This window comes from Rhodococcus sp. DMF-1 (assembly GCF_021441945.1).
In the GTDB taxonomy this organism is placed as follows: domain Bacteria; phylum Actinomycetota; class Actinomycetes; order Mycobacteriales; family Mycobacteriaceae; genus Rhodococcus; species Rhodococcus ruber.
Genome location: NZ_CP090442.1, coordinates 3851896 through 3874478 on the forward strand (window position 1 = coordinate 3851896; position 22583 = coordinate 3874478).

A 22583-nucleotide genomic window follows, 5' to 3' on the forward strand; every position below is an offset into this window, starting at 1 on the left:
GGGAATCCGACTCGGTCCGCTACGCAGGTGGGCTGCGACAAAGCTTCGCTAGGGCAGCAGGCCCTGCCGGCGGGCCTCGACGACGGCCTCGTGCCGGCTGCCCACCTCGAGCTTGCCCATCAGGTTGCGCATGTAGCTCTTGACGGTCTCCACGCTCAGCGCCAGCCGCTCGGCGATCTCGGCGTTGCGGCACCCGAGCGCCACGTACGCCAGCACGTCCCGCTCCCGCGCCGACAGCCGCACCGCCGGTGCCGCGTTCCCACCGGTCAGCGTCCGCAGCTTCTCCTCGACCTCCCGCAGGCGCGCTTCGATCGCCGGGTCGGACGTCTGTGCCGCGATCTCCCGCAGGGCCAGGTAGCTCTCGGTGATGCCCTCCGACACCGCCGCGGACACGACCGGCGGGGCCGCGGCGCGGGCGTTGTCGAGGAGGGCGACCCGCCGGTCCACCTCGTCACGGATCTCGATTTCGCGGGCGAGGGTGCGGGCCGACCGCAGCACCTGCTCGACGACGACGTCGCCGATGGGCAGGTTGGTGCGCAGGCCGCCGTACAGGGCGGCGCGGGTGCGGCGGCGCACCACCACCGGCACGGCGAGCAGCGACTCGATGCCCTCACCCGCGACCTCACGGTCGTACTCGTGGGAGATCTGGCGGGAGTTGAAGTAGTCCGACACCGCGCCGGGCCGCTGCTCGGCGACCACCTTGCCGCCGAGCCCGCACTCGGAGCTGATCACCAGGTCGCGGAGGATGCCGCTGCGCGTGCCGACGAACCCGGACAGGAGCATGTCCCCGCCGTGCACGGTGCCGCCGAACAGCACGGGCATCCCCGTGGAGGTCTGCAGCCGGCGCAGCTCGGCGCGCAGCGCGTCCTCGTCGCTCGGCCGCAGCTGCGCGTGCCGGCCCGGCCGCGTCGGCGCAGCAGTCGACGTCCCGAGCTTCTCCGACACAGAACTCACCGGAACCACCTCCGAGACCACGAATACCCACTTCGGAGGGTAGCGGGGGATCTCCCGTGACCCATAACCTCCACCCGTTCCGGTGTTGCAGCGATCACAATGGCGTACACCGACCGAGTGCCGAAGTTCCGGAGGTATCCGTGTCCACCCCGTCGTCCACCCTCACGTCCAGCTCCGCCGCCCGAACGGCGAACCACACCCCGCTCAGCCCGCTGCGGTTCCTCGAACGATCGTCGTCCGTGTTCCCGGATCGCACCGCGATCATCCACGGCGACCGCCGCTACACGTACGCGCAGTTCGCCGACGAGGCACAGCGCTTCGCACGGGTTCTGCGCAGCCGCATCCAGCCCGGCGACCGGGTGGCGTTCCTGGCGCCGAACGTGCCGGAACTTCTCATCGCGCACTTCGCGGTGCCGCTCGCCGGTGGCGTGCTCATCGCGCTGAACTCCCGGCTGGCCGGACCCGAGCTCGAGTACATCCTCGGTCACGCCGAAGCGTCGCTGCTGTTCGTCGACTCGGAGTTCGTCGGCTCGGTCGCGGGCGTCGCGGACAGCGTGCCGTCGCTGACCGAGGTCGTGGAGGTGCCGGATTCGACGGTTCCGTACCCGGACGTTCCGGCCGGGATCGTCACCGCCCGGTACGACGAGTTCCTCGCCGCCGCCGACGGCCTCGACGACACCCCGCTGCACTGGGGCGTCGACGACGAGGAACAGGTCATCACCCTGAACTACACGTCGGGCACCACCGGCAAGCCGAAGGGCGTGATGTACACGCATCGCGGCGCGTATCTCAATTCCTTCGGCGAGACGTTCCACAACGCGTTCGACGGGAAGACGCAGTACCTGTGGACCCTGCCGATGTTCCACTGCAACGGGTGGTGCACGCCGTGGGCGGTGACGGCGGCGGGCGGGACGCACATCTGCCTGCGCGCCGTGCGGGCCGACGCCATATGGGACGCAATCGACAACCTCGGGGTCACCAACCTGTGCGGCGCTCCGGCGGTGTGCTCGACCATCGCCGAAGCCCCGCAGGCCCACCGGTTGGACCGGCCGCTGCGGATCACCACGGCGGGCGCGCCGCCGTCGCCGACGGTGATCGCACAGCTCGAGAAGATCGGCGTGACCGTGGTGCACGTGTACGGCCTGACCGAGGTCTACGGGCCGTACACGATCTGCGAGTACCAGGACTCGTGGGACGACAAGCCCGCCGAGGAACGCGCGGCGCTGCTGTCGCGTCAGGGCGTGGGCATGCTGCAGGCGGAGAACGCGCGGGTCGTCGACGCGAACATGAACGACGTGCCCGCCGACGGGCAGACGATGGGCGAGATCGTGCTGCGCGGCAACAACGTCATGGCGGGCTACTTCAAGGATCCGGAAGCCACGGCGAAGGCGTTCGAGGGCGGCTGGTTCCACACCGGCGACCTGGGCGTGATGTACCCGGACGGCTACATCCAGCTCAAGGACCGCGCGAAGGACATCATCATCTCCGGGGGCGAGAACATCTCCACCGTGGAGGTCGAGCAGGCCATCGTGAGCCACCCGGCCGTGCTGGACGTCGCGGTGGTGGGCGTGCCCGACGAGAAGTGGGGCGAGCGGCCCAAGGCGTTCGTGATCCTGAAGAAGGACGAGACCGTCACGGCCGAGGAACTCATCTCCTACACCCGCACGTTGCTCGCCGGGTACAAGGTGCCGCGGGAGATCGTGTTCCCGCTGGATCTGCCGCGCACGCCGACCGGCAAGATCCTCAAGTTCGAGCTGCGGGCCGCGCACTCGCCGCAGGCCTGAGGCCGGCCGCGGCGCAAGGATCGGCGGCGCGGCCGTTTCGACTTCGATGCGGCGGATTGGATACTGACAACCATGGCACTCGGTCCCGACTCCACCCGCCGCATCGACGCGACCGGCCCCGATCCCGCCCAGTTCCGGGTGCACGTGGTGACGCAGGCGATCCGCCTGTTCTCCGAGTACGGCTACGAGTCGACCACCGTCGAGCAGATCGCGTCGGCCGCGGGGGTCTCGCGCCGGACCTTCTTCCGGCAGTTCCGCTCGAAGGAGGACGTGATCTTCGCCGATCACGAGTCGCTGCTCGAGCAGGTCGCGCGGTACCTGTCGGGGCATTTCGCGGATCCGTGGGCGGCCACCGCCGAGGCCGCGGAGCTGGTGTTCGGGCACTTCCGGGACAAGCGGGAGCTTGCGGTGTGGCGGTACCGGGTGGTGCAGCGGGTGCCCGCGCTGCGTGAGCGGGAGCTGGTCACGACGTACCGCTACGAGCGGCTGTTCACCGACTACCTGCGTTCCGCCGTGCCGTCGGAGTCGGGGGTGCGGATCGTCAGCTTCGCGGCCGCGATGACCGCGACGCACAACTTCCTGCTGCGCGCGATGATCCGCGGCGACGAGTCCGCGACGGCGGAGGAACTGCGCCGCGCGCTGCTCGAGGTGCGACGGTCGTTCGGTGTCGCACCGGGACAGGGCGGGGCCCCCGATGCCGCGCACGCCACCGGCGAGCGGGCGATCACGGTCGTGACCTATCCGCCGGGTACCCCGCCTGCGGAGGTCGCCCGTCGGGTGCAGGCGCAGCTCGAGGGGACACCGGACTGACGTCGCGGGGGACAACCGACCAGCACAGCCATTGACTTGGCACTGAGTGCCGTGCTTCACTTGATGCAATTTCATGACGTCGCGCGCCCTACGTCCGCTAGGGTGAAGGCGACACCAACTCAGATACTGGCACTGCGTGCCGATAGGAGTCCGCCGTCATGGCCTTCAACCCGGAGTTCGGTCTGTTCAAGCTGAACGAGGAGCACGACGAGCTTCGCGCCGCGATCCGCGCGCTGGCCGAGAAGGAGATCGCGCCCTTCGCCAAGGACGTCGACGAGAACTCCCGCTTCCCGCAGGAGGCGCTCGACGCCCTCAACAAGTCCGGCCTGAACGCGATCCACGTCCCCACGGAGTACGGCGGCGACGGCGCCGACTCCGTCGCCACCTGCATCGTCATCGAGGAGGTCGCGCGCGTCTGCGGTTCGTCCTCGCTGATCCCGGCCGTGAACAAGCTCGGCACCATGGGCCTGATCCTGTCCGGCTCCGAGGAGCTCAAGCAGAAGGTCCTGCCCGACCTGGTCAAGGGCGAGATGGCGTCGTACGCGCTGTCCGAGCGGGAGGCCGGCTCCGACGCCGCGGGCATGCGTACCCGTGCCAAGGCCGACGGCGACGACTGGATCCTCAACGGCTCGAAGTGCTGGATCACCAACGGCGGCAAGTCCAGCTGGTACACCGTCATGGCCGTGACCGACCCCGACAAGGGCGCCAACGGCATCTCCGCCTTCATGGTCCACAAGGACGACGAGGGCTTCGTGGTCGGTCCCAAGGAGAAGAAGCTCGGCATCAAGGGCTCCCCGACCGCCGAGCTGTACTTCGAGAACTGCCGCATCCCCGGCGACCGCATCATCGGCGAGCCCGGCACCGGCTTCAAGACCGCCCTCGCCACGCTGGACCACACCCGGCCCACCATCGGTGCGCAGGCCGTGGGCCTGGCCCAGGGCGCGCTCGACGCCGCGATCGCCTACACCAAGGACCGCAAGCAGTTCGGCAAGCCGATCTCCGACTTCCAGGGCGTGCAGTTCATGCTCGCCGACATGGCCATGAAGGTCGAGGCCGCACGCCTGATGGTGTACACCTCGGCGGCACGCGCCGAGCGCGGCGAGCCGAACCTCGGCTTCATCTCCTCCGCCGCCAAGTGCTTCGCGTCCGACGTCGCGATGGAGGTCACCACCGACGCCGTGCAGTTGTTCGGCGGCGCCGGATACACCACCGACTTCCCGGTCGAGCGCATGATGCGCGACGCCAAGATCACCCAGATCTACGAGGGCACCAACCAGATCCAGCGGGTCGTCATGTCCCGCGCGCTGCTGCGCTGACCCCGCGGCAGTAAGTTCACCCTGGTCCAACCTTCGTAACGAGGAGAATCCCCCGTGGCAGTGGAATTGATCGGCGTGGTCGGTGGCGGCACGATGGGTGCCGGCATCGCCGAGGTGTGCGCCAAGGCCGGCAGCGACGTCATCGTGCTCGAGACCAGCGAGGAATTCGCCGAGGCGGCACGCAAGCGTGTCGCCGGCTCGATCGGCAAGGGCGTCGCCCGCGGCAAGATCACGCAGGAGGAGGCCGACGCCGCCGTCGCGCGGGTCCGCGTCACCACCGACGTCACCGATCTCGCCGACCGTGATCTCGTCATCGAGGCGGCGCCCGAGATCGAGTCGCTCAAGGTCGACATCTTCACCAAGCTCGACGCGGTCGTGAAGCCGTCCGGCATCCTGGCGACCAACACCTCGTCGCTGCCGGTGATCAAGATGGCCCAGGCGACGTCGCGTCCGGGTCAGGTCGTGGGTGTGCACTTCTTCAACCCGGTGCCGGTGATGCCGCTGGTGGAGATCATCTCGGCGCTGACCACCGAGGAGGAGACGGCGAACGCCGTCTTCGACTACGTCAAGAACACCCTCGGCAAGACGACGGTCCGCGCCGGCGACCGCGCGGGCTTCATCGTCAACGCGCTGCTGATCCCGTACCTGACCTCCGCCGTGCGGATGCTCGAGTCGGGCTATGCGACGAAGGAAGACATCGACGCCGCGATGAAGGGCGGCTGCGGCTACCCGATGGGTCCGCTCACCCTCATCGACACCGTCGGCCTCGACGTCACGCTCAACGCCGCCCAGTCGTTGTACGACGAGTTCGCCGAGCCGCACTACGCGCCGCCGGCGCTGCTGCGCCGCATGGTCGACGCCGGCCGTCTCGGCCGCAAGACCGGCCAGGGCTTCTACAGCTACAACTGAGCCTCACACCGCGGACCCCCGTCGAGTTCTCGGCGGGGGTCCGTGCCGTCGTCGTCCCCGCGCGGGGTGGTGCTGTATGCGCCCGTAAATGCCCGCGCGACAAGGTTTTGCGCGCGCAAGTGCACGGCCGGGCCTAGGCCGGCGGCGCCTCCTGCTGCGACCCGGCGATGCGGTCCTCCATGCGCCGGTGCAGGGCGCCGATCCGCGAGTCGAGGTCGCGGGCACGCTCGGCTGCCGCGCCCAGCTCGTCGAGCATCTCCGGAGGCAGGTGATCGGCGAATCCGGTGCGCAGCCGGGTCGCCACGAACTCCCACGATTCCATGATCCCGGTGCGGATCTGCACCTCGACGCGCACCGCGCGCACGCCGTCCGACCGTGCCACCGGAACCTCCACGACGAGGCACAGACCCCGGTATCCGTCGGGACCCGCGCGTCTGATGTAGTCCCGCGCCTCCACCACCCGCACGTCCCGCCGGACGGCGAGCAGATCCCGCAGCCGGTACACGTCGGCGTTCACTCCGCACGTGATGCGGATTCCGGCGAGCCCGGACGACGGCGCGGCAGCGGCTGTCCACGACTCGACGTGTTCGACGGGGTCGTAGCCGTGACGATCGACGAACTCGTCCCGCACGATTCCGACCTTGGTCCGCAAGTCCTCCAGGGCGAATCCGCCGGACCTGCCGACACCGGCCGGATCCCGTCGGGGGCTGTCAGTCCGCTCGGGTCCGATCCCCGTCATCGCCAGCCTCCTCGACGCGCGTCTGCGGATTCGCCGGCCCTGCGCGACGACCGTCGCGCAGCACCTGCCGCAACGTCCGCGGCGATACGCCCGCCTCGCGGCGAGCCTTGCCGCGGGTGACGAGCACCCCGACGATCGCCACGATCCACACGGGATACTGCGCCAGCCAGGCGACCCGGAACGCCTCGAAGGTGTAGCCACCGAGACGCTGCAGGATCACCCCCATCGCCTGGATCACCAGCAGGGACGCCAGGAATCCGCCGATGTTGACCATGCCCTGGGCGGTGCCGAGCGCGGTGCTCGGGTTGAATGTCCGCGCATAGTCGAATCCGATCATAGACCCGGGCCCGCCGACCGAGATGATCACGATCAGCAGGACGAGCAGCCACATCGGGGCCGGCGCCGGCAGCAGCAGCACGATCGTCCACATCACCGCGTTGCTCACCATGATCGACAGCACCAGCCACGAGCGGTGCAGCGGGAAGCGGCCGCTGAGGATCCCGAGCACCGGGCCGGCCGCGATCGCCGACACCACGGAGAGGGTGAGCAGCGAACCGGCGGCGGCCGCGGACAGTCCCTGCGCCGACTGGAGATACGGCATGCCCCACAACAACGCGAACGTGGTGATGGAGAACTGGGTCCCCATGTGGGTGAAGAACCCGAGCCGCGTCCCCGGCCGGCGCCACACCACCCCGAGCTGCCCGAGCACCTGCCGCATCCCCGCAGCCTGGGTCCGCACGACCACGCCGGGCGGTGCATCGCGCACCACGGCCACGGCGAGCACGCACGCGAGCACCCCCAGAGCGGCAGCGCTCGCGAAGGCCGCGCTCCACCCCGATCCGTTCAGGATCAGCACGAAGGGCAGCGCCGAGAGCACCTGCCCCAGTTGCCCGAGGATGCCCGTGAGCTGGGAGACCAGCGGCACCCGTCGCACGTCGAACCACACCGGCACCAGTCGGAGCACCGAGATGAACGTGAGCGCGTCGCCCGCGCCGACGAAGACTCGGGCCGCATAGGCGGCGGGCAGGGATTCGGTGAACGCCAGCACCAGCTGCGCCGACGCCATGATCGCCGCACCCGAGGCGATCATCACCCGCGAACCGAACCGGTCGAGCAACACCCCGGCCGGGATCTGCATGCTCGCATACACCACGATCTGCAGGACCACGAATCCGGAGAGCACGGCCGGAGTGATGTCGAAACGTTCGGTGGCGGCGAGACCGGACACGCCGAACGACGTGCGATGCATGACGGCCACGACATAGGCGAAGACACCCACGCCCCACACCCACCACACCCGTTTCATGATGAAACGACCCTACGCGGCGAGGCGTCTACCCGCCGGTAGTCACTCCCGGCCCCACGACACCCAGGTCGGGTCCGCGGCCCGCCCGCCCACGACGGTGTCGGCGAGGGCGTCGAGCCGGACGAGCTGCTCGTCGGTGAGCCGCACGTCGAGTGCCCCGGCGTTCTCGGTGACGCGCGCGGCGTAGCGGCTGCCCGGGATCGCGATCGACGGCAACCCGAACTGCCGCGCCCTGGCGTCGAGCCACGCCAGCGCCACCTGGGCGACGGTCGCCTCCGCCTCGTCCGCGACCGCGCGCACCGCGGCGCGCACCTGCAGGTTGGCGGGCAGCGCCTCGGCGTCGAACCGGGGGAAACGCCGGCGCAGATCCCGGTCGCCGATCTGTCCGGCGTCGAAGTCGTCGGTGAGCAGACCCCGGCTGACCGGCGAGTACGGCACGAATCCGATGCCCAGCTCGGCGGCCGTCGGCACGACGTTCTTCTCGACGTCACGGGAGACGATGCTCCATTCGGACTGGATCGCGGCGATCGGGTGCACGGCGTGCGCGCGCCGCAACTCGTCGCCGGTGGCCTCGGACAGGCCGATGTGCCGGATCTTGCCCGCCTGCACCAGCTCGGCGAGGGCGCCGACGGTGTCCTCGATCGGGACGGTCGGGTCCACGCGGTGCAGGTAGTACAGGTCGACGCTGTCCACCCCGAGCCGGCTCAGGGACTCGTCGATCGCCCGCTTCGCGTATTCGGGGCGGCCGTCGATACCGCGGTTGCCGGTACCCAGCGCGCCGACCAGGCCGAATTTGGTGGCCACCTGCACCTCGTCGCCGCGATCCTTCAGCAGCTTCCCGACGACCCGCTCGCTGGTGCCGTCGCCGTAGACGTCGGCGGTGTCGACGAACGTGATGCCGAGATCGACCGCGTGATGCAGCGTGGCGAGGGCCTCGTCGAGGTCGACCGGGCCGTAGGCGGGCGAGACGGACATCGCGCCGTATCCCTGGGCACTGACGGTCAGGCCGGGCGCGAGGGCGACGGTGGGGACGGGCATGAATTCTCCAGTGCATGTCGGACGAGCGGGAGGCGCGCCGGGCGCGCCTGCTCGATCCTTCCGAACATCGGCATCCGGCGCACGTCCGGGAAACCCGGTGCCGTCGCCACCACCCGCCTACGCTGAATCCATGTCGTACGACTGGCTCGAATTGCAGCGCATCGCCCGGCAGGGTTTCGAGAACCGGCTCTCGGCGGTCACCGACTGGTCCGCCCCCACCCCCGACACCGAATGGGACGTCGCCACGCTGGTCCGGCATGTGGTGGACGAGCAACGGTGGGTGCCGCCCCTCCTCGCCGGAAAGACGATCGCCGAGGCGGAGGCCGACCTCGTCCCCCTCGGCGACGACCTGTCGGCCGAGTGGGACCGGCACGCGGTCGACGCGTCCGTCGCGTGGGCGTCCACCGATCCGGACAGACAGGTACACCTGTCGTACGGGATGGTCCCCGCGCGGGACTATCTGCGACAGCAGGTGGGCGACATCGCGATCCACACCTGGGATCTGGCGCGGGCCGTCGGCGCCGACGAGACCCTCGACCCCGACCTGGTGACGGCCGTCTGGGAGGACCTGCAGCCACAGCGCGAGATGCTGGGTGCGAGCGGGCTGTTCGCGCCGCCGGTGCCGATGCCCGACGACGCGCCCCTGCAGGACCGGTTGCTGGCGCTGACCGGGCGCGACCCCCGGCCGGGAGGAACGCGATGAGCAGGGCGACCGAGCCGGAGGCGAGCAGGGCGACCGAGCCGGAGGCGAGCAGGGCGACCGAGCCGGAGGCGAGCAGGGCGACCGAGCCGGAGGCGAGCAGGGCGACCGAGCCGGAGGCGAGCAGGGCGACCGAGCCGGAGGCGAGCAGGGCGACCGAGCCGGAGGCGAGCAGTGTGACCGAGCCGGAGGCGAGCAGTGTGACCGAGCCGGAGGCGAGCAGTGTGACCGAGCCGGAGGCGAGCAGTGTGACCGAGCCGGAGGCGAGCAGTGTGACCGAGCCGGAGGCGAGCAGTGTGACCGAGCCGGAGGCGAGCAGTGTGACCGAGCCGGACATCAAGCCCCGCAGCCGCGACGTCACCGACGGCCTCGAGAAGACCGCCGCACGCGGCATGCTCCGTGCAGTCGGCATGGGCGACGACGACTGGGACAAGCCGCAGATCGGGGTGGCCTCGTCGTGGAACGAGATCACCCCGTGCAACCTGTCGCTGGACCGGCTGGCGCAGGCGGTCAAGGACGGCGTGCACGCCGCCGGCGGCTACCCGCTCGAGTTCGGCACGATCTCCGTCTCCGACGGCATCTCGATGGGCCACGAGGGGATGCACTTCTCGCTGGTCTCACGCGAGGTGATCGCCGACAGCGTGGAGACCGTCATGCAGGCGGAGCGGCTCGACGGGTCGGTGCTGCTCGCCGGGTGCGACAAGTCCCTGCCCGGGATGCTGATGGCCGCCGCGCGTCTCGACCTGGCGGCCGTGTTCCTGTATGCGGGGTCGATCCTGCCGGGCGTCGCGAAGCTGTCCGACGGATCCGAACGCGACGTGACGATCATCGACGCCTTCGAGGCGGTCGGCGCGTGTGCCCGGGGGCTGATGAGCCGGGAGGACGTCGACGCGATCGAGCGGGCCATCTGCCCCGGCGAGGGCGCGTGCGGCGGCATGTACACGGCGAACACGATGGCCAGCGCGGCCGAGGCGCTCGGTATGTCGCTGCCGGGCAGCGCGGCGCCGCCGGCGACGGACCGCCGCCGCGACGGATATGCCCGCCGCAGCGGCCAGGCCGTGGTGAACCTGCTGCGCCGCGGCATCACGGCCTCCGACATCCTCACGAAGGAGGCGTTCGAAAATGCGATCGCCGTGGTGATGGCGTTCGGCGGGTCGACCAACGCGGTGCTGCACCTGCTGGCGATCGCGCACGAGGCGCGGGTCGAGCTGACGCTGGACGATTTCTCCCGCATCGGTGCTCGCGTTCCGCATCTGGCCGACGTCAAGCCGTTCGGCCGGCACGTGATGAAGGATGTCGACCACATCGGTGGCGTCCCGGTGATCATGAAGGCGCTGCTCGATGCGGGTCTGCTGCACGGTGACTGCCTCACCGTCACGGGGCGGACCGTCGCCGAGAACCTGGCCGAGATCGCCCCGCCCGATCCGGACGGCAAGGTGCTGCGCGCCCTGGGTGAGCCCATCCATCCCACGGGTGGCATCACGATCCTGAAGGGCAGTCTCGCCCCGGGCGGGGCGGTGGTGAAGTCCGCCGGGTTCGACGAGTCGGTGTTCGAGGGCACCGCCCGGGTCTTCGAGCGCGAGCGGGCGGCGATGGATGCCCTCGAGGACGGCACGATCACGGCGGGCGACGTGGTGGTGATCCGGTACGAGGGCCCGAAGGGTGGGCCGGGAATGCGGGAGATGCTCGCCATCACCGGCGCGATCAAGGGCGCCGGGCTCGGCAAGGACGTGCTGCTGCTCACCGACGGCCGGTTCTCCGGGGGCACGACGGGCCTGTGCGTCGGGCACGTGGCGCCGGAAGCCGTGGACGGCGGCCCGATCGCGTTCGTCCGCGACGGCGACCCGATCCGGCTGGACGTCGCGAACGGCACCCTGGACGTGCTGGTCGACGACGACGAACTCGCGTCCCGCCGGCAGGGGTGGGAGCCGCTGCCTCCCCGCTACACGCGCGGGGTGCTGGCCAAGTACACGAAGCTGGTCGGTTCGGCGTCGGGCGGGGCGGTCTGCGGCTGACCCGATTCGCGGATCCGTCGGGACGGTGGAGAATCGGCCTGCGCGACGGCGCCCTACCGATCGAGGCCGAGGTCGACTTTCCGGCCGTCGAGGGCGCCCCGCAGGTTCGCCTGGTCGGCCAGGTCTTCGGCCAGGAATTCCCGGAGCAGGTCCACCGCCTGCACGATCTTCCGGCTGCGCAGCGAGTAGAAGACGTTGTTGCCGGAACGTCGCGCGTTCACGATCCCGCGCTCGCGGAGAACGGACAGGTGCTGGCTGGCGTTGGACTGGCTGAAGCCCAGCGCCTCGCACAGGTCACCGACGCTGAGTTCACCGTCCCGGAGTTCGTTGATGATGAGCAGTCGCTTGGGGTCGGCGATGGCCTTGCAGACTCGGGCGTGGAGTTCCTGCAACTGTGCCGCGATGTCTTGTTCCATCACTCCTCCGAGCGTCGGGTGCCGAGTATAGGTGTGCCGGTCGGGGGGCAGCGGCGTCCCGGATCGCGGCCGGGGCGCGAGCGCGGCGAGCGTGCTGGTGTCGTCGGCGGCCGTGCCGCTCAGTGGGCGGCCTTCAGGGAGGTCGAGGCCGCGCATTGGTTGCGGCCGACGTCGAGGACGTCGATCTCGTCGTCGGCGGGAGCGAGTTGTCCGGCGTTCACGCGGCGGATCGTCTCGTAGGTGTCCGGGGCGGCGGGCAGCGAGTTCACGATCTGCTCGACGAAGCGTTCGAGGGCGTGCTCGTTCAGCAGTGTGGCGGTGAAGATCTCTTCGAGCGTGGTGACGACCAGTCCGTCGGCGTTGATCTCCTCGTTGCTCGACCAGTGGGCCGGGGCGATCGTCGTTCGCGGGTCGAGGGGCCGCAGCCTGTCGTGCACGCTGCGGAACAGATCCCGCGCCAGCTCCTCGGCCCGGCCGGTCAGGTCGGGCCGGCCGAGGCCCCGGACGAAGACGGTGTCGCCGACGAGCAGGACCGATTCGCTGACCAGCAGTGCCGTCGTGCCGGGAGTGTGGCCCGGCAGGTGCATGGTCATGGCCCGGACGGCGGCGGATCCCAGGTCGAGTTCGTCGCCCTCCTTCAGCGGCCGGTTGGGGAACGGGACGATGCCGCCGGCGTCCTCCGGCGGCAGGTGATACTCCGCATCGAGCCGGGCCGCCAGCGCCGGGCCACCACTGACGTGGTCCGCGTGCACGTGGGTGTCCACGACGTGCACGATCGAAACATCTTGCTTTCGAGCGAGTTCCAGGTATGCCTCGGTCGACCTGGCGGGGTCGACGACGATGCCGCGGCCGCCGGGCACGCCGACGAGGTACGACAGGCAGGCCTTCGCCGGGCGCTGGAACTGCCAGATGCGCACGTCGCCGGGCAGTCCGGTGATCTCGACGGGAACGAGGAGCCGGTTCCACGCGTCGGTACCGCCCTCGAGGGAACGGGTGCGCAGGCCCAGCGTCTCGAATTCCTCGGCGACCAGTTCGGAGCCGTTGCCCTGCCCGCAGACGACGACGGCACCCGACCGCGTGGCGGCGGCCTGTTCCTCGAGCTCTTCCATCACCCGATAGACCGGGACGTGGCGAGTGGGAACGGGCCGGGGTCCTTCGATCCTGCCGGCCCGGAAATCCTCGGTGCTGCGGATGTCGAGGATCTCGGGAACGGTGCCCGCCCGGAGCTCGAGAAACAGCTCCGATGCGGTGACGGTATCGGCCACGTGTCCTCCCAGGGACGAAACGGGCGGGTGGTCCGCACACCGGGAGGGCGACTTTCCGAACCATCTTGCGGTATGCGCATACACGAATGTAGTGTCCTGGATCACATATCGCAACACTCCGCGCGAAGGCCGGACAAGGCCTCCCCGGCAACCACGAAAGGGGCCGGCGCATGTCGGACAACCCGCAGCGTGACGTCGACGACGAGAGCATGACGATCGTGGCCTGGAGCGGCGATCTGGACAGGATGTGGCCGGCGCTGATCCTGGGCTCCACCGGTGCCGCCTACGGAATGTCCACCACGATCTTCTTCACCTTCTGGGGACTGTTCCCCCTGGTGCGCGACGACGTCCGGATCACCGGGACCGACGCGATGACCAAGGCGCTGGCCGGCATGAACCGGCCCGGGATGCAGCACATGAAACTGTCCAAGCTCCACCTGGGTGGCGCCGGCCCGTGGATGATGAAAAAGCTTGCCCGCCAGAAGAATGTGGCCCATCCCGCCGAGCTGGTCGAGATGTGCACCGAAATGGGGGTGAACCTGTGGCCGTGCGAGATGAGCATGGACCTGCTCGGTGTGCGCCACGACCAGCTCATCGAGGGCGTCGGCGAGCCCGTCGGTGCAGCCACCGCCCTCTCCGCCATGAGCAGGTCCCAGATCAGCCTGTTCATCTGATCCGTTCCCGACACAGGAGCCGACCGTGGACTACCAGATCGACGTCGTCGTCGACGCCAAGGGACAGAAGTGCCCGATGCCGGTGCTGCTCGCCTCGCGCGCGATCAAGAAGCTCGAGTCGGGGCAGATCCTGCTCGTCGAGGCCACCGACGGCGGATCGAGACGCGACATCCCCTCGTGGGCGAACGACACGGGAAACGAACTGCTGGACAACAACAGCGAAGACGGCATCCACCGCTACCTCATCCGGAAGAAGTGATTCGGTGCGCTACGGCTTCGCGATCGACCAGCGCACGTGCATCGGCTGCCACGCCTGCACGGTCGCCTGCAAGACTGAGCACGAGGTGCCGCTCGGCCAGTTCCGTACGTGGGTGAAGTACGTCGATTCCGGCGAGTTTCCGAACACCACAAGATCTTTCGGTGTCATGCGGTGCAACCACTGTACCGATGCGCCGTGCGTGAAGATCTGCCCCACCGGAGCCCTGTTCAAGCGCGACGACGGGATCGTCGACTTCGACAACGAGCGCTGCATCGGGTGCAAGAGCTGCATGCAGGCGTGCCCCTACGACGCGATCTACATCGATCAGGACACCCACACCGCGGCGAAGTGCAACATGTGCGCGCATCGTATCGACAACGAGATGGAGCCTGCCTGCGTCGTGGTGTGCCCCACCCACTCGATCTGGGTCGGTGACCTCGACGATCCGACGAGCGGCATCGCCACCCTGGTCAGCACGCAGCAGACCACCGTGCGTTCCCCGGAGCAGAACACCGGGCCGAACGTCTTCTATCTCGGTGCCGACCGGGCGGTCCTCGATCCGTTGGCCGCGCCGGTCGCCGACACCTACATCTGGGCGGAGCCGGACGCGCACCGCCGCGAGACCGCCGCCGACCTGCCCAGGGATCGCACGACCAAGGCGCGCACCACGCTGAACACGGCCCATCCGCGGCCGTGGGGATGGCGCGTGACGACCTACCTGTGGACCAAGGCCGTCGGAGCCGGCGCCCTCGCCGTCGCAGGGCTGGCCCACCTCCTCGGCATCGACCTGGGGTGGCTGGGCGACTACGCGGCCCCCGTGGTGGCCATGGCGGGCGCGGCGCTCACCGGAGTGCTGTTGATCTGGGACCTGAAGCGGCCCGAGCGTTTTCTCAACATCTTCCTCAAATCCAACTGGTCCTCGTGGCTCGTGTGGGGCGCGTACGCGCTGGCCGTCTTCGGCGGTGTCGCCGCCCTGTGGGTCCTCGCCAGCCTGCTCGAATCAAGCTGGGCGACAACGGTACTCGCCTGGGCCGCCCTCGCCTCCGGCGCGCTCGTCGCCGGCTACACCGGGTTCCTCTTCGGGCAGGCCGAGGGGCGCGACCTGTGGCAGTCACCGCTGTTGTTCTGGCACCTGCTGGTCCAGGCCGCCATGGTCGGGACCGGGGCACTGCTCGTCCTCGCGCCGTTCGCGGGTCTCACCGACGGTGCGGTCGCCTTCCTCGTCCGCGTCTTCGTGATCTCGACCGTGCTGCATCTGCTGATGCTGGGCATCGAGTACTCCGGCAGGCATGCGAGCCGGCAGGCGACCGTCGCCGCGCACATCGTCACCCGAGGCCGCTACGCCCGGCTGTTCCGGCTGGGGGCGATCGCCCCGGCAGTGGTGGCGGCCGCGCTGGCCGCCCCGTCGTGGAACGGCTCCGCCGGTGCCGTCCTCCTGATTGCCGCCGGTCTGCTGACGCAGGTCGCGCTGCTGGCCTACGAGACGGTGTTCGTCCGGGCGGGTCAGGATCCGCCGCTGTCGTGAGGGGCCCACCGGGCACCCGCCCATCCATCCGAAGGGAACTGCCATGACTGCCGAGACGGAGCGCATCGCGGCCGAGCCGGAACACATCGCGGCCGAGCCGGTGCTGCCCGGTCAGCGCACGCACGAGCGGCTGCGGAACTTTCCTCCGGTCGAGAACTGGGACCATCACGTCGAATACGACGCCAAGGCCCACCCGCGTAAGGTTCCGCACGAGTACATGCTGGTGCCCACCACCTGCTTCAACTGCGAATCGGCATGCGGTCTGCTCGCGTACGTCGACAAGTCCGATCTGTCCATCAAGCGACTCGAAGGGAACCCGGCCCATCCGGGCTCACGCGGGCGCAACTGCGCCAAAGGTCCCGCGACGATCAACCAGATCAACGACCCCGAGCGCATCCTGCACCCGCTCAAGCGCGTCGGTGCCCGCGGCAGTGGGCAGTGGGAGCGCATCGGCTGGGACGAGGCCCTCGACGACATCGCCGCCCGGATCCGGGCCGCCATCGTGGAGGACCGCCGGGACGAGGTCGTCTACCACGTGGGCCGGCCCGGCGAGGACGGCTTCGCCGAGCGGTTCCTGCTGGCGTGGGGCGTGGACGGGCACAACAGCCACACCAACATCTGCTCCGCCGGCGCCCGGCTGGGCTACTCCCTGTGGGGCGGCTACGACCGGCCCTCCCCGGACTACGCGAACGCCAGGGTCATCCTGCTGATCTCGAGCCACCTCGAGACCGGGCACTACTTCAACCCGCACGCGCAGCGGATCATGGAGGGCAAGATCCAGGGCGGCGCCAAGGTCGTCGTCCTGGATCCGCGGTTGTCGAACACCGCGTCGCACGCCGACCTGTGGATCGCCCCGTGGCCCGGCAGCGAGGCCGCGATCCTGCTGTCCGTCGCATCGCATCTGCTGCGCACCGACCGCATCGACCGGGCCTTCCTGCGTCGCTGGGTGAACTGGTCCACCTACATGAAGCACCGCCACCCCGAACTGCCCGCCGACGACTTCGACGCGTTCGTCGGCGCACTGACCGAGGACTACTCCGGGTACACCTTCGCCTACGCCGCACAGGAAGCGCAGGTTCCCGAGGCGCAGATCGCCGAGCTCGCCCGGATCGTCGCCACCGCCGGTTCGGCCCTGTCGGCGCACGTCTGGCGGGCGGCGACCGCCGGCAACCTCGGCGGGTGGCAGGTCTCGCGGGCCCTGTTCTTCCTCAACGTGCTCACCGGCAGCGTCGGCACCAAGGGGGGCACCAGCCCCAACGGCTGGGACAAGATCATCGCGCACGGCCCGAACGTGCCGCAGGGACACGAGTCCTGGAACGAGCTGCTCTGGCCCGCCGAGTTCCCCCTGTCGACCAACGAGATGTCGATCCTGCTGCCGCATCTGCTCCGGGACGGCCGCGGCACGCTGTCGATGTACTTCTCGCGCGTCTACAACCCGGTGTGGACCAACCCCGACGGCTTCAGCTGGCTGGAGGCCCTGACCGACGAATCGCTCGTGGGCTGCCACGTCGCGCTGACCCCCACGTGGTCCGAGACGGCCACCTTCGCCGACTACGTCCTGCCCATGGGCCACAGCACCGAGCGGCACGACACCCAGTCCTACGAGCAGTACGCCGGCAAGTGGCTCGGGTTCCGTCAGCCCGTCACCCGGGTGGCGCTCGAGCGCATGGGCCGGAGCGTGTCCGACTCCCGCGAGTCCAATCCGGGAGAGGTGTGGGAGGAGAACGAGTTCTGGTTCGAGCTGTCCTGGCGCATCGACCCCGACGGCAGCCTCGGGATCCGCAAGTTCTTCGAATCCCCCTACCGGCCCGGGGAGAAGGTCACCGTCGACGAGTACTACCGGTGGGTGTTCGAGAACAGCGTGCCGGGTCTGCCGAAGGCCGCAGCCGACCGAGGGCTCACCCCGCTGGAGTACATGCGCAGATACGGCGTCTTCGAGGTCGCCAAGGACACCTACCGACTCGACGAGCGGCCGCTGACGGCCGCCGAGACCGAGGGGGCGGACCCGGACGAGCACGGGGTCCTGCGCAAAGCCGTGACCCTGGACTCGACCCCACCTCTCGTCGGCGAGGCGGGTGCGGTCGGCGTCGTCCACGAGGACGGCAGCAGGACCGCGGGGTGGCTCACCCCGTCGCGCAAACTCGAGCTGTTCAGCGAGACCATGGTCGATTTCGGGTGGGAGGAGTACGCCACCCCGGGCTACATCGAGTCCCACGTCGGGCACCGCTCGATCGACCCGGCGAACAACGAGATCGTGCTCGTACCGACCTTCCGGTTGCCGACCCTGGTCCACACTCGCTCCGGGAACGCGAAGTACCTCAACGAGATCAGCAACACGCATCCGCTGTGGACGAATCCCGCGGACGCCGCGCGCTTCGGCGTCGGCACGGGCGATCTGGTCCGGATCAACACCGAGATCGGGTACTTCGTGGCCCGGGTGTGGGCCACCGAGGCGATCCGCCCCGGCGTCCTCGCGCTCTCGCACCACATGGGCCGCTGGCGCACGTCCGAGAACGCCGGCTCCCGGTGGGCCATGGGCCTCGTCGATCTCGACAACGACGGAAACGGGGTGTGGCGGCTGCGCTACAAGCAGGGGGTACAGCCGTTCCGCAGCGACGATCCCGACAGCGAGCGGATCTACTGGGACGATCCCGGCGTGCATCAGAACCTCGCCTTCGCCGTGCACCCCGACCCCCTGTCGGGCATGCACTGCTGGCACCAGAAGGTGCGCGTGGAGAAGGCCCGCACCGACGACCGGTACGGCGACGTGGTGGTGGACACCCGGCGGTCCCGGGAGGTCTACCGCACCTGGATGGAGTGCACCCGGCCCGGGCCCAGCCGGTCCGGGCTGCGCCGCCCGGAGTTCCTGATGCGGCCGGTCAAACCCCGTCGGCGTGCCTTCCGCGCGCCCGGGGCGGAGGAGCGAGCATGAGTCTGCTGTCGCGGAGGACGTCCGGCCCGGCAGTCTCCGCGGCGGCGGTGCGGGCCGCGGTGGCCCGGGTCGAGGATCCCGAGTTGCATCTGCCGCTCGAGCAGGCCGGCATGCTCGGCGAGGTGCAGATCGATCGCTCCGGACTCGTCCGGGTGACCGTCCGGCTCACCACCGCCTCGTGTCCGATGCGGGCCACCCTCTCCGCCGACGTCGCCGCGGCCGCCGGGGCAGTCGCCGGCGTGACCGGCGTCGAGGTCGACTTCGCGACGATGAACGAAACCGAGCGGAGGCAACTCGCCGCCCGCTTGCGCGGCGCGAAACCCACGGACGCTCCCCCCTTCGGTCCGGATTCGCCGACCCGGGTGTACGCCGTGGCCTCCGGCAAGGGTGGTGTCGGCAAGTCGACGCTCACGGCCAACCTCGCGGTGGCGCTGGCCCAGCAGGGCAAGCGGGTCGGCGTTCTCGACGCCGACGTCTGGGGTTACTCCGTTCCGCATCTGTTCGGAGTGCGCCGCGCACCGGTCGCCTTGCACGGAACGATGCTGCCGGTCGAAGCCTTCGGCGTCGCTCTCATGTCGGTCGGGTTCTTCGTCCGCGACGACGAGCCGGTGGTCTGGCGCGGCCCCATGCTGCACAAGGCGATCGAACAGTTCCTGCGCGACGTGTACTGGGGTGAGCTCGACGTCCTGCTCGTCGACCTGCCCCCGGGCACCGGAGACGTCACCCTCTCGCTGCTCGAACTCGTGCCGGATGCGGCGCTCCTCGCCGTCACCACGCCGCAACCGGCGGCCCAGACCGTCGCCCAGCGGGTGGGCCGCATGGCGCGTGACCTGCGGATGCCGGTTGCCGGCGTCGTGGAGAACATGTCGGCCCTGGTGTGCTCGTCCTGCCAGGCGAGCACACCGCTGTTCGGTACCGGAGGCGGCGAGCGCCTGGCCCGGGCCATCGCGGCACCGCTCCTCGGGCAGGTGCCTCTCGACATCGAGCTACGCGCGGCGGGAGACAGTGGCGTCCCGGCCGTGGTGGCGACGCCGCACGCCCATTCCGTCTCGCAGATCCGGCAGATCGCCGCGGCCCTGCCGGCCCCGAGACGGAGCCTCGTCGGCCGGCCGCTACCGCTGTCGGTCCCGTAGCCGACGAGCCCGCGCCGGTACGTCAGATGGGGCGGTACCCCGCACCGACGCCGCCGCGGGCGTCGACGTCGCCGAGGATCGTGACGAAGTTGGTGCCCACCTCCGGGCCGATGCACGGGGTGAGCAGGTACGCGTTGACCATGGCGACGAGGGTCGTGCCGACGACCAGCGGGGCACCGGAGTCGCCCTCGACGACGCACACCTGCGTCCAGGTCTCTTGGGAGTTGAACACGTCGCCCCAGACGACACCGCAGGTGTTGCCGGTGGTGCGGCCCTCCTTGCACGCCACGTTGGGGAACCCCACGGGGGTGCCGACGCCGGTGATGGTGACGTTGCCGACCCGATTCACCGGTGCGACTCGGCCGCGGTCGAACTCGATGACCGAGTAGTCGAGCACCTCGTTGGTCCCGACGATCCGGCCGAGGACGCCGGCGCCGAGGTCCATCTCGGACTTCACGGTCGTCCCGGGCCCGCCGCAGTGTCCGGCGGTGAAGCCGACGAGCCGGCCGGCCCGGTCGTTGCCGATCGTGGCGAGCGTGCAGTCGAACAGATCCTCGGAACCGTTGCCGAGCGTGATGCCCGACCCGCCCCCGAGCGGAACCGGCGGCGCCGCGACCGCGACGCCCGTCCCACCTGCCAGCAGTGCAACACCTGCGACGATCGCCATCGCAACGCGCTTGAACATGAGCCCTCCCGCCCGGCCGGTTCCGGCCGCATCAGCGGGTCAGCCTACCCGGTCGAACCCGACCCCAGGCTCTCCAACGCCTTTCTGGCCTCCTCGAGTTCACGGCTGAGCTGCGCGACGCGTTCCTCCGCCGCCTGACGCGCCGCGTCGATCACCGACCGGACCGCTTCGAGGGCCGCCTCGTCGCCGAGTTCGAGCACGGCGCGCTCGACGGCGTCGGGGCTGACGGGATTGGCCTTGCTCAGACGTCTGGTGCCCTGCGCGACACCGACCGTCCACTCCTGCTCGGGATCGATCGTGATGGTGACGGTCACTCCGGGCTGCTTCTTGGCCCGGCGCGGCGCGGCCTTGGGCTTCGGGGTCGCGCCGGTCTGCGGTTCGGGTGCGGTGGGCGGCACGGCGGTGGTCTCCTTCGTGGCGGGCGGGGACGCCGGGGACGAGCTCGTCGGGGCGGGACCGCGGGCGGCCCCCGATGCCGCCGGCTGCGGCGCGGGGGTGCGCGGGGCGGTGGGGCGCGCGGCGGTGGGGCGCGGGGCGGTGGGGCGCGGGGTGGATCGATCCGCGGCCTTGCGGGCCGGCTCCTTCGTCAGGCGCAACTCCTCGGCCTCGAAGGGCAGTTCGTCGTCGACGCCCTTGGGCCGGACGGTGACGGTGCGGCCCGCCACCGACACAGCCCGGGCCGACGCGCCCGGCGCGATGCCCAGGCTCGGGATGCCCTCGATGAGATAGACGGTGGCACGGCGACCGTCCGCGACGGCGGAGGTCAGCTCGGCGAGCTGCTCGTCGGTGAGGTGATCCGGGCCGGTGGCGCCGGCTCGTCTGCGGGGCGGCATGCGCGTCCTTTCGTGCTGGGGGTGCAGGAGGCGCGATCACTGTCGCACACAGGTGCGACACTCTCGCGAATTCGTTGCGCACCCGAACTGTGGTGGGCGATGCTGGGTCGGCCGGTCACCTTCGGCGGCCGGGAAGGAGCGACGTGAGCGCGTCGGAGCAACCGGAGCTCGGGACCGAGCTCCTGCAGGCCGTGCAGGCCGAACTCGAACGGACCCTGCTCGGCGGCGAACGCCGCTACACCCAGGAGGAGAGCGCCGCCCTGGCCGGCGTGGACTTCGAACGCGCCCAACGGCTCTGGCAGGCGCTGGGATTCACCGTGGACCCGGACCCGGACGCGCGGACGTTCACGGACGGTGACGTCGCGGCTCTGCGCAACATCGACGCGATCGTGAGCAGCGGCGCCCTGCACCCCGACCTGGAGCTCGCGGCCGCGCGGTCGCTGGGGCAGTCCATGTCGCGACTGGCCGAGTGGGAGGTGACGTTGATGAACACCCACATCCTGGACCGGCTCGAGACCGAGTACACCGGAGCCACCCCGTCCGAGGAGGAGATCCGGTCGTTCGTCGACGGCCTGCTGCAACGGGTGCTGCCGCTCACCGAGAACCTGCAGCTGTACGTGTGGCGCCGGCACCTGGTGGCCACGACCGGGCGCAACGTGGTGCGGGCCGGGGGCGAGTCCGCCGGCCGGGTCCTGGTGGTCGGCTTCGCCGACATGGTGGGGTACACCCGCCTGACCCGTCGGATCGACGCCGACGAGCTCAACGATCTGCTCGAGGACTTCGAGTCGACCGCGACGGGCATCGTGACCCAGGGCGGCGGCTGGGTGATCAAGACCGTGGGCGACGAGGTGATGTTCGCCGCCGAGGATCCGGCGGACGCGGCGCGGATCGCGCTCGCGCTGCAGGAGTCGTCGACTTCGCGACCCGACGCCCCGGATCTGCGGGTGGGCATGGCGCAGGGGCCGGTCCTGGCCCGGTTCGGGGACATGTTCGGCTCGGCGGTCAACATCGCCGCGCGACTGACCGGCGCCGCACGACCGGGGACGGTGCTGGTCGATTCGACCCTCGCCGACGTGCTCGAAGGCGACAACCGTTTCCGGCTGCGTCCCCTGCGGGCGCTGCGGGTGAAGGACTTCCATCGGCTGCGCCCCTCGGTGCTGCGGCCGGCCCAGGGCTGAGCAGCGCCCCGATTCACGGCGGTGTGTCGTCGACGCACTGCCGGGGCGGACGCGCACGGGCCCTCACGGCCCCGATCCGCACGCACCCGTTGTGCACCGACGGCTGTCGAGG

General features: G+C 70.2%; 20 protein-coding genes. 12 read left to right on the forward strand and 8 right to left on the reverse strand.

The genetic code is table 11. From position 1 onward, the window contains the following. Window positions 1–48: 48 nt before the first annotated feature. Window positions 49–945 carry a helix-turn-helix transcriptional regulator gene (locus tag LZP97_RS17505; RefSeq protein ID WP_010593688.1) on the reverse strand — a complete coding sequence of 299 codons (897 nt, stop codon included), beginning with the start codon at window positions 943–945 and terminating at the stop codon, window positions 49–51. Window positions 946–1094: 149 nt separating this feature from the next. On the opposite strand from LZP97_RS17505, the gene LZP97_RS17510 reads away from it, so the two are divergent. The 4 genes from LZP97_RS17510 (at window position 1095) to LZP97_RS17525 (ending at window position 5773) form a co-directional block, all read left to right on the forward strand. Beyond that, window positions 1095–2738, forward strand: a complete 1644-nt coding sequence (locus LZP97_RS17510; protein WP_010593689.1) for an acyl--CoA ligase family protein — start codon at window positions 1095–1097, stop codon at window positions 2736–2738. A gap of 72 nt (window positions 2739–2810) precedes the next feature. Then, window positions 2811–3548 carry a TetR family transcriptional regulator gene (locus LZP97_RS17515; RefSeq protein WP_010593690.1) on the forward strand — a complete coding sequence of 246 codons (738 nt, stop codon included), beginning with the start codon at window positions 2811–2813 and terminating at the stop codon, window positions 3546–3548. Between the two features lie 158 nt (window positions 3549–3706). Further along, entirely contained in the window at window positions 3707–4864 is a 1158-nt protein-coding gene (locus LZP97_RS17520; RefSeq protein ID WP_010593691.1) for an acyl-CoA dehydrogenase, read from the forward strand. A 60-nt stretch (window positions 4865–4924) separates the two neighbouring features. Further along, complete coding sequence (locus LZP97_RS17525) at window positions 4925–5773, forward strand: 3-hydroxybutyryl-CoA dehydrogenase (RefSeq protein ID WP_010593692.1); 849 nt, start codon at window positions 4925–4927, stop codon at window positions 5771–5773. Window positions 5774–5906: 133 nt separating this feature from the next. Here LZP97_RS17525 and LZP97_RS17530 read toward each other — a convergent pair whose 3' ends face one another. The 3 genes from LZP97_RS17530 to LZP97_RS17540 are packed head-to-tail and all read right to left on the reverse strand — an operon-like array spanning window position 5907 to window position 8856. Further along, on the reverse strand, window positions 5907–6512 hold the full coding sequence (locus LZP97_RS17530; protein ID WP_017680813.1) for a GTP pyrophosphokinase: 606 nt from the start codon (window positions 6510–6512) through the stop codon (window positions 5907–5909). Continuing rightward, on the reverse strand, window positions 6484–7818 hold the full coding sequence (locus LZP97_RS17535; protein ID WP_017680814.1) for an MFS transporter: 1335 nt from the start codon (window positions 7816–7818) through the stop codon (window positions 6484–6486). Before LZP97_RS17535 ends, LZP97_RS17530 begins: the two co-directional genes overlap by 29 nt. Window positions 7819–7860: 42 nt before the next feature. Further along, window positions 7861–8856, reverse strand: coding sequence for an aldo/keto reductase (locus LZP97_RS17540; RefSeq protein ID WP_017680815.1), 996 nt, complete (start codon window positions 8854–8856; stop codon window positions 7861–7863). Window positions 8857–8986: 130 nt separating this feature from the next. Between LZP97_RS17540 and LZP97_RS17545 the strand changes: the two genes are divergently transcribed. Together LZP97_RS17545 and ilvD are read left to right on the forward strand one after the other, a co-directional pair. Continuing rightward, window positions 8987–9559 (forward strand): TIGR03086 family metal-binding protein, encoded by a 573-nt coding sequence (locus tag LZP97_RS17545; protein ID WP_010593696.1) that lies wholly within the window; start codon window positions 8987–8989, stop codon window positions 9557–9559. A gap of 317 nt (window positions 9560–9876) precedes the next feature. Then, window positions 9877–11571 (forward strand): dihydroxy-acid dehydratase, encoded by a 1695-nt coding sequence (ilvD, locus tag LZP97_RS17550; protein WP_040274818.1) that lies wholly within the window; start codon window positions 9877–9879, stop codon window positions 11569–11571. Window positions 11572–11624: 53 nt separating this feature from the next. On the opposite strand, the gene LZP97_RS17555 is transcribed toward ilvD, so the two are convergent. After that, window positions 11625–11987, reverse strand: a complete 363-nt coding sequence (locus LZP97_RS17555; protein WP_026137777.1) for an ArsR/SmtB family transcription factor — start codon at window positions 11985–11987, stop codon at window positions 11625–11627. Between the two features lie 119 nt (window positions 11988–12106). Next, window positions 12107–13252 (reverse strand): MBL fold metallo-hydrolase, encoded by a 1146-nt coding sequence (locus LZP97_RS17560; protein ID WP_010593699.1) that lies wholly within the window; start codon window positions 13250–13252, stop codon window positions 12107–12109. 170 nt (window positions 13253–13422) lie between these two features. On the opposite strand from LZP97_RS17560, the gene LZP97_RS17565 reads away from it, so the two are divergent. The 5 genes from LZP97_RS17565 to LZP97_RS17585 are packed head-to-tail and all read left to right on the forward strand — an operon-like array spanning window position 13423 to window position 19775. Continuing rightward, window positions 13423–13926: a DsrE/DsrF/DrsH-like family protein gene (locus tag LZP97_RS17565; RefSeq protein ID WP_010593700.1), complete on the forward strand. Its 504-nt coding sequence runs from the start codon at window positions 13423–13425 to the stop codon at window positions 13924–13926. 25 nt (window positions 13927–13951) lie between these two features. Further along, the gene (locus tag LZP97_RS17570; RefSeq protein ID WP_010593701.1) at window positions 13952–14185 is read left to right on the forward strand and encodes a sulfurtransferase TusA family protein; all 234 of its coding nucleotides are present in this window, start codon (window positions 13952–13954) and stop codon (window positions 14183–14185) included. Window positions 14186–14189: 4 nt separating this feature from the next. Next, window positions 14190–15710 carry a 4Fe-4S dicluster domain-containing protein gene (locus LZP97_RS17575; RefSeq protein ID WP_048773693.1) on the forward strand — a complete coding sequence of 507 codons (1521 nt, stop codon included), beginning with the start codon at window positions 14190–14192 and terminating at the stop codon, window positions 15708–15710. Window positions 15711–15753: 43 nt separating this feature from the next. Then, a complete protein-coding gene (locus tag LZP97_RS17580) occupies window positions 15754–18642 on the forward strand; it encodes a molybdopterin-dependent oxidoreductase (protein ID WP_017680820.1) in 2889 nt (962 codons plus the stop codon). Beyond that, the gene (locus LZP97_RS17585; protein WP_017680821.1) at window positions 18639–19775 is read left to right on the forward strand and encodes an Mrp/NBP35 family ATP-binding protein; all 1137 of its coding nucleotides are present in this window, start codon (window positions 18639–18641) and stop codon (window positions 19773–19775) included. The genes LZP97_RS17580 and LZP97_RS17585 overlap by 4 nt, the downstream gene beginning before the upstream one ends. A gap of 22 nt (window positions 19776–19797) precedes the next feature. Here the strand turns inward: LZP97_RS17585 and LZP97_RS17590 are convergent, their stop codons facing one another. Beyond that, window positions 19798–20460, reverse strand: coding sequence for a hypothetical protein (locus LZP97_RS17590; RefSeq protein WP_010593705.1), 663 nt, complete (start codon window positions 20458–20460; stop codon window positions 19798–19800). 44 nt (window positions 20461–20504) lie between these two features. Beyond that, window positions 20505–21293, reverse strand: coding sequence for a DUF6319 family protein (locus tag LZP97_RS17595; RefSeq protein WP_010593706.1), 789 nt, complete (start codon window positions 21291–21293; stop codon window positions 20505–20507). Between the two features lie 143 nt (window positions 21294–21436). Between LZP97_RS17595 and LZP97_RS17600 the strand changes: the two genes are divergently transcribed. Beyond that, on the forward strand, window positions 21437–22471 hold the full coding sequence (locus LZP97_RS17600) for an adenylate/guanylate cyclase domain-containing protein (RefSeq protein WP_010593707.1): 1035 nt from the start codon (window positions 21437–21439) through the stop codon (window positions 22469–22471). Window positions 22472–22583 lie beyond the last annotated feature (112 nt).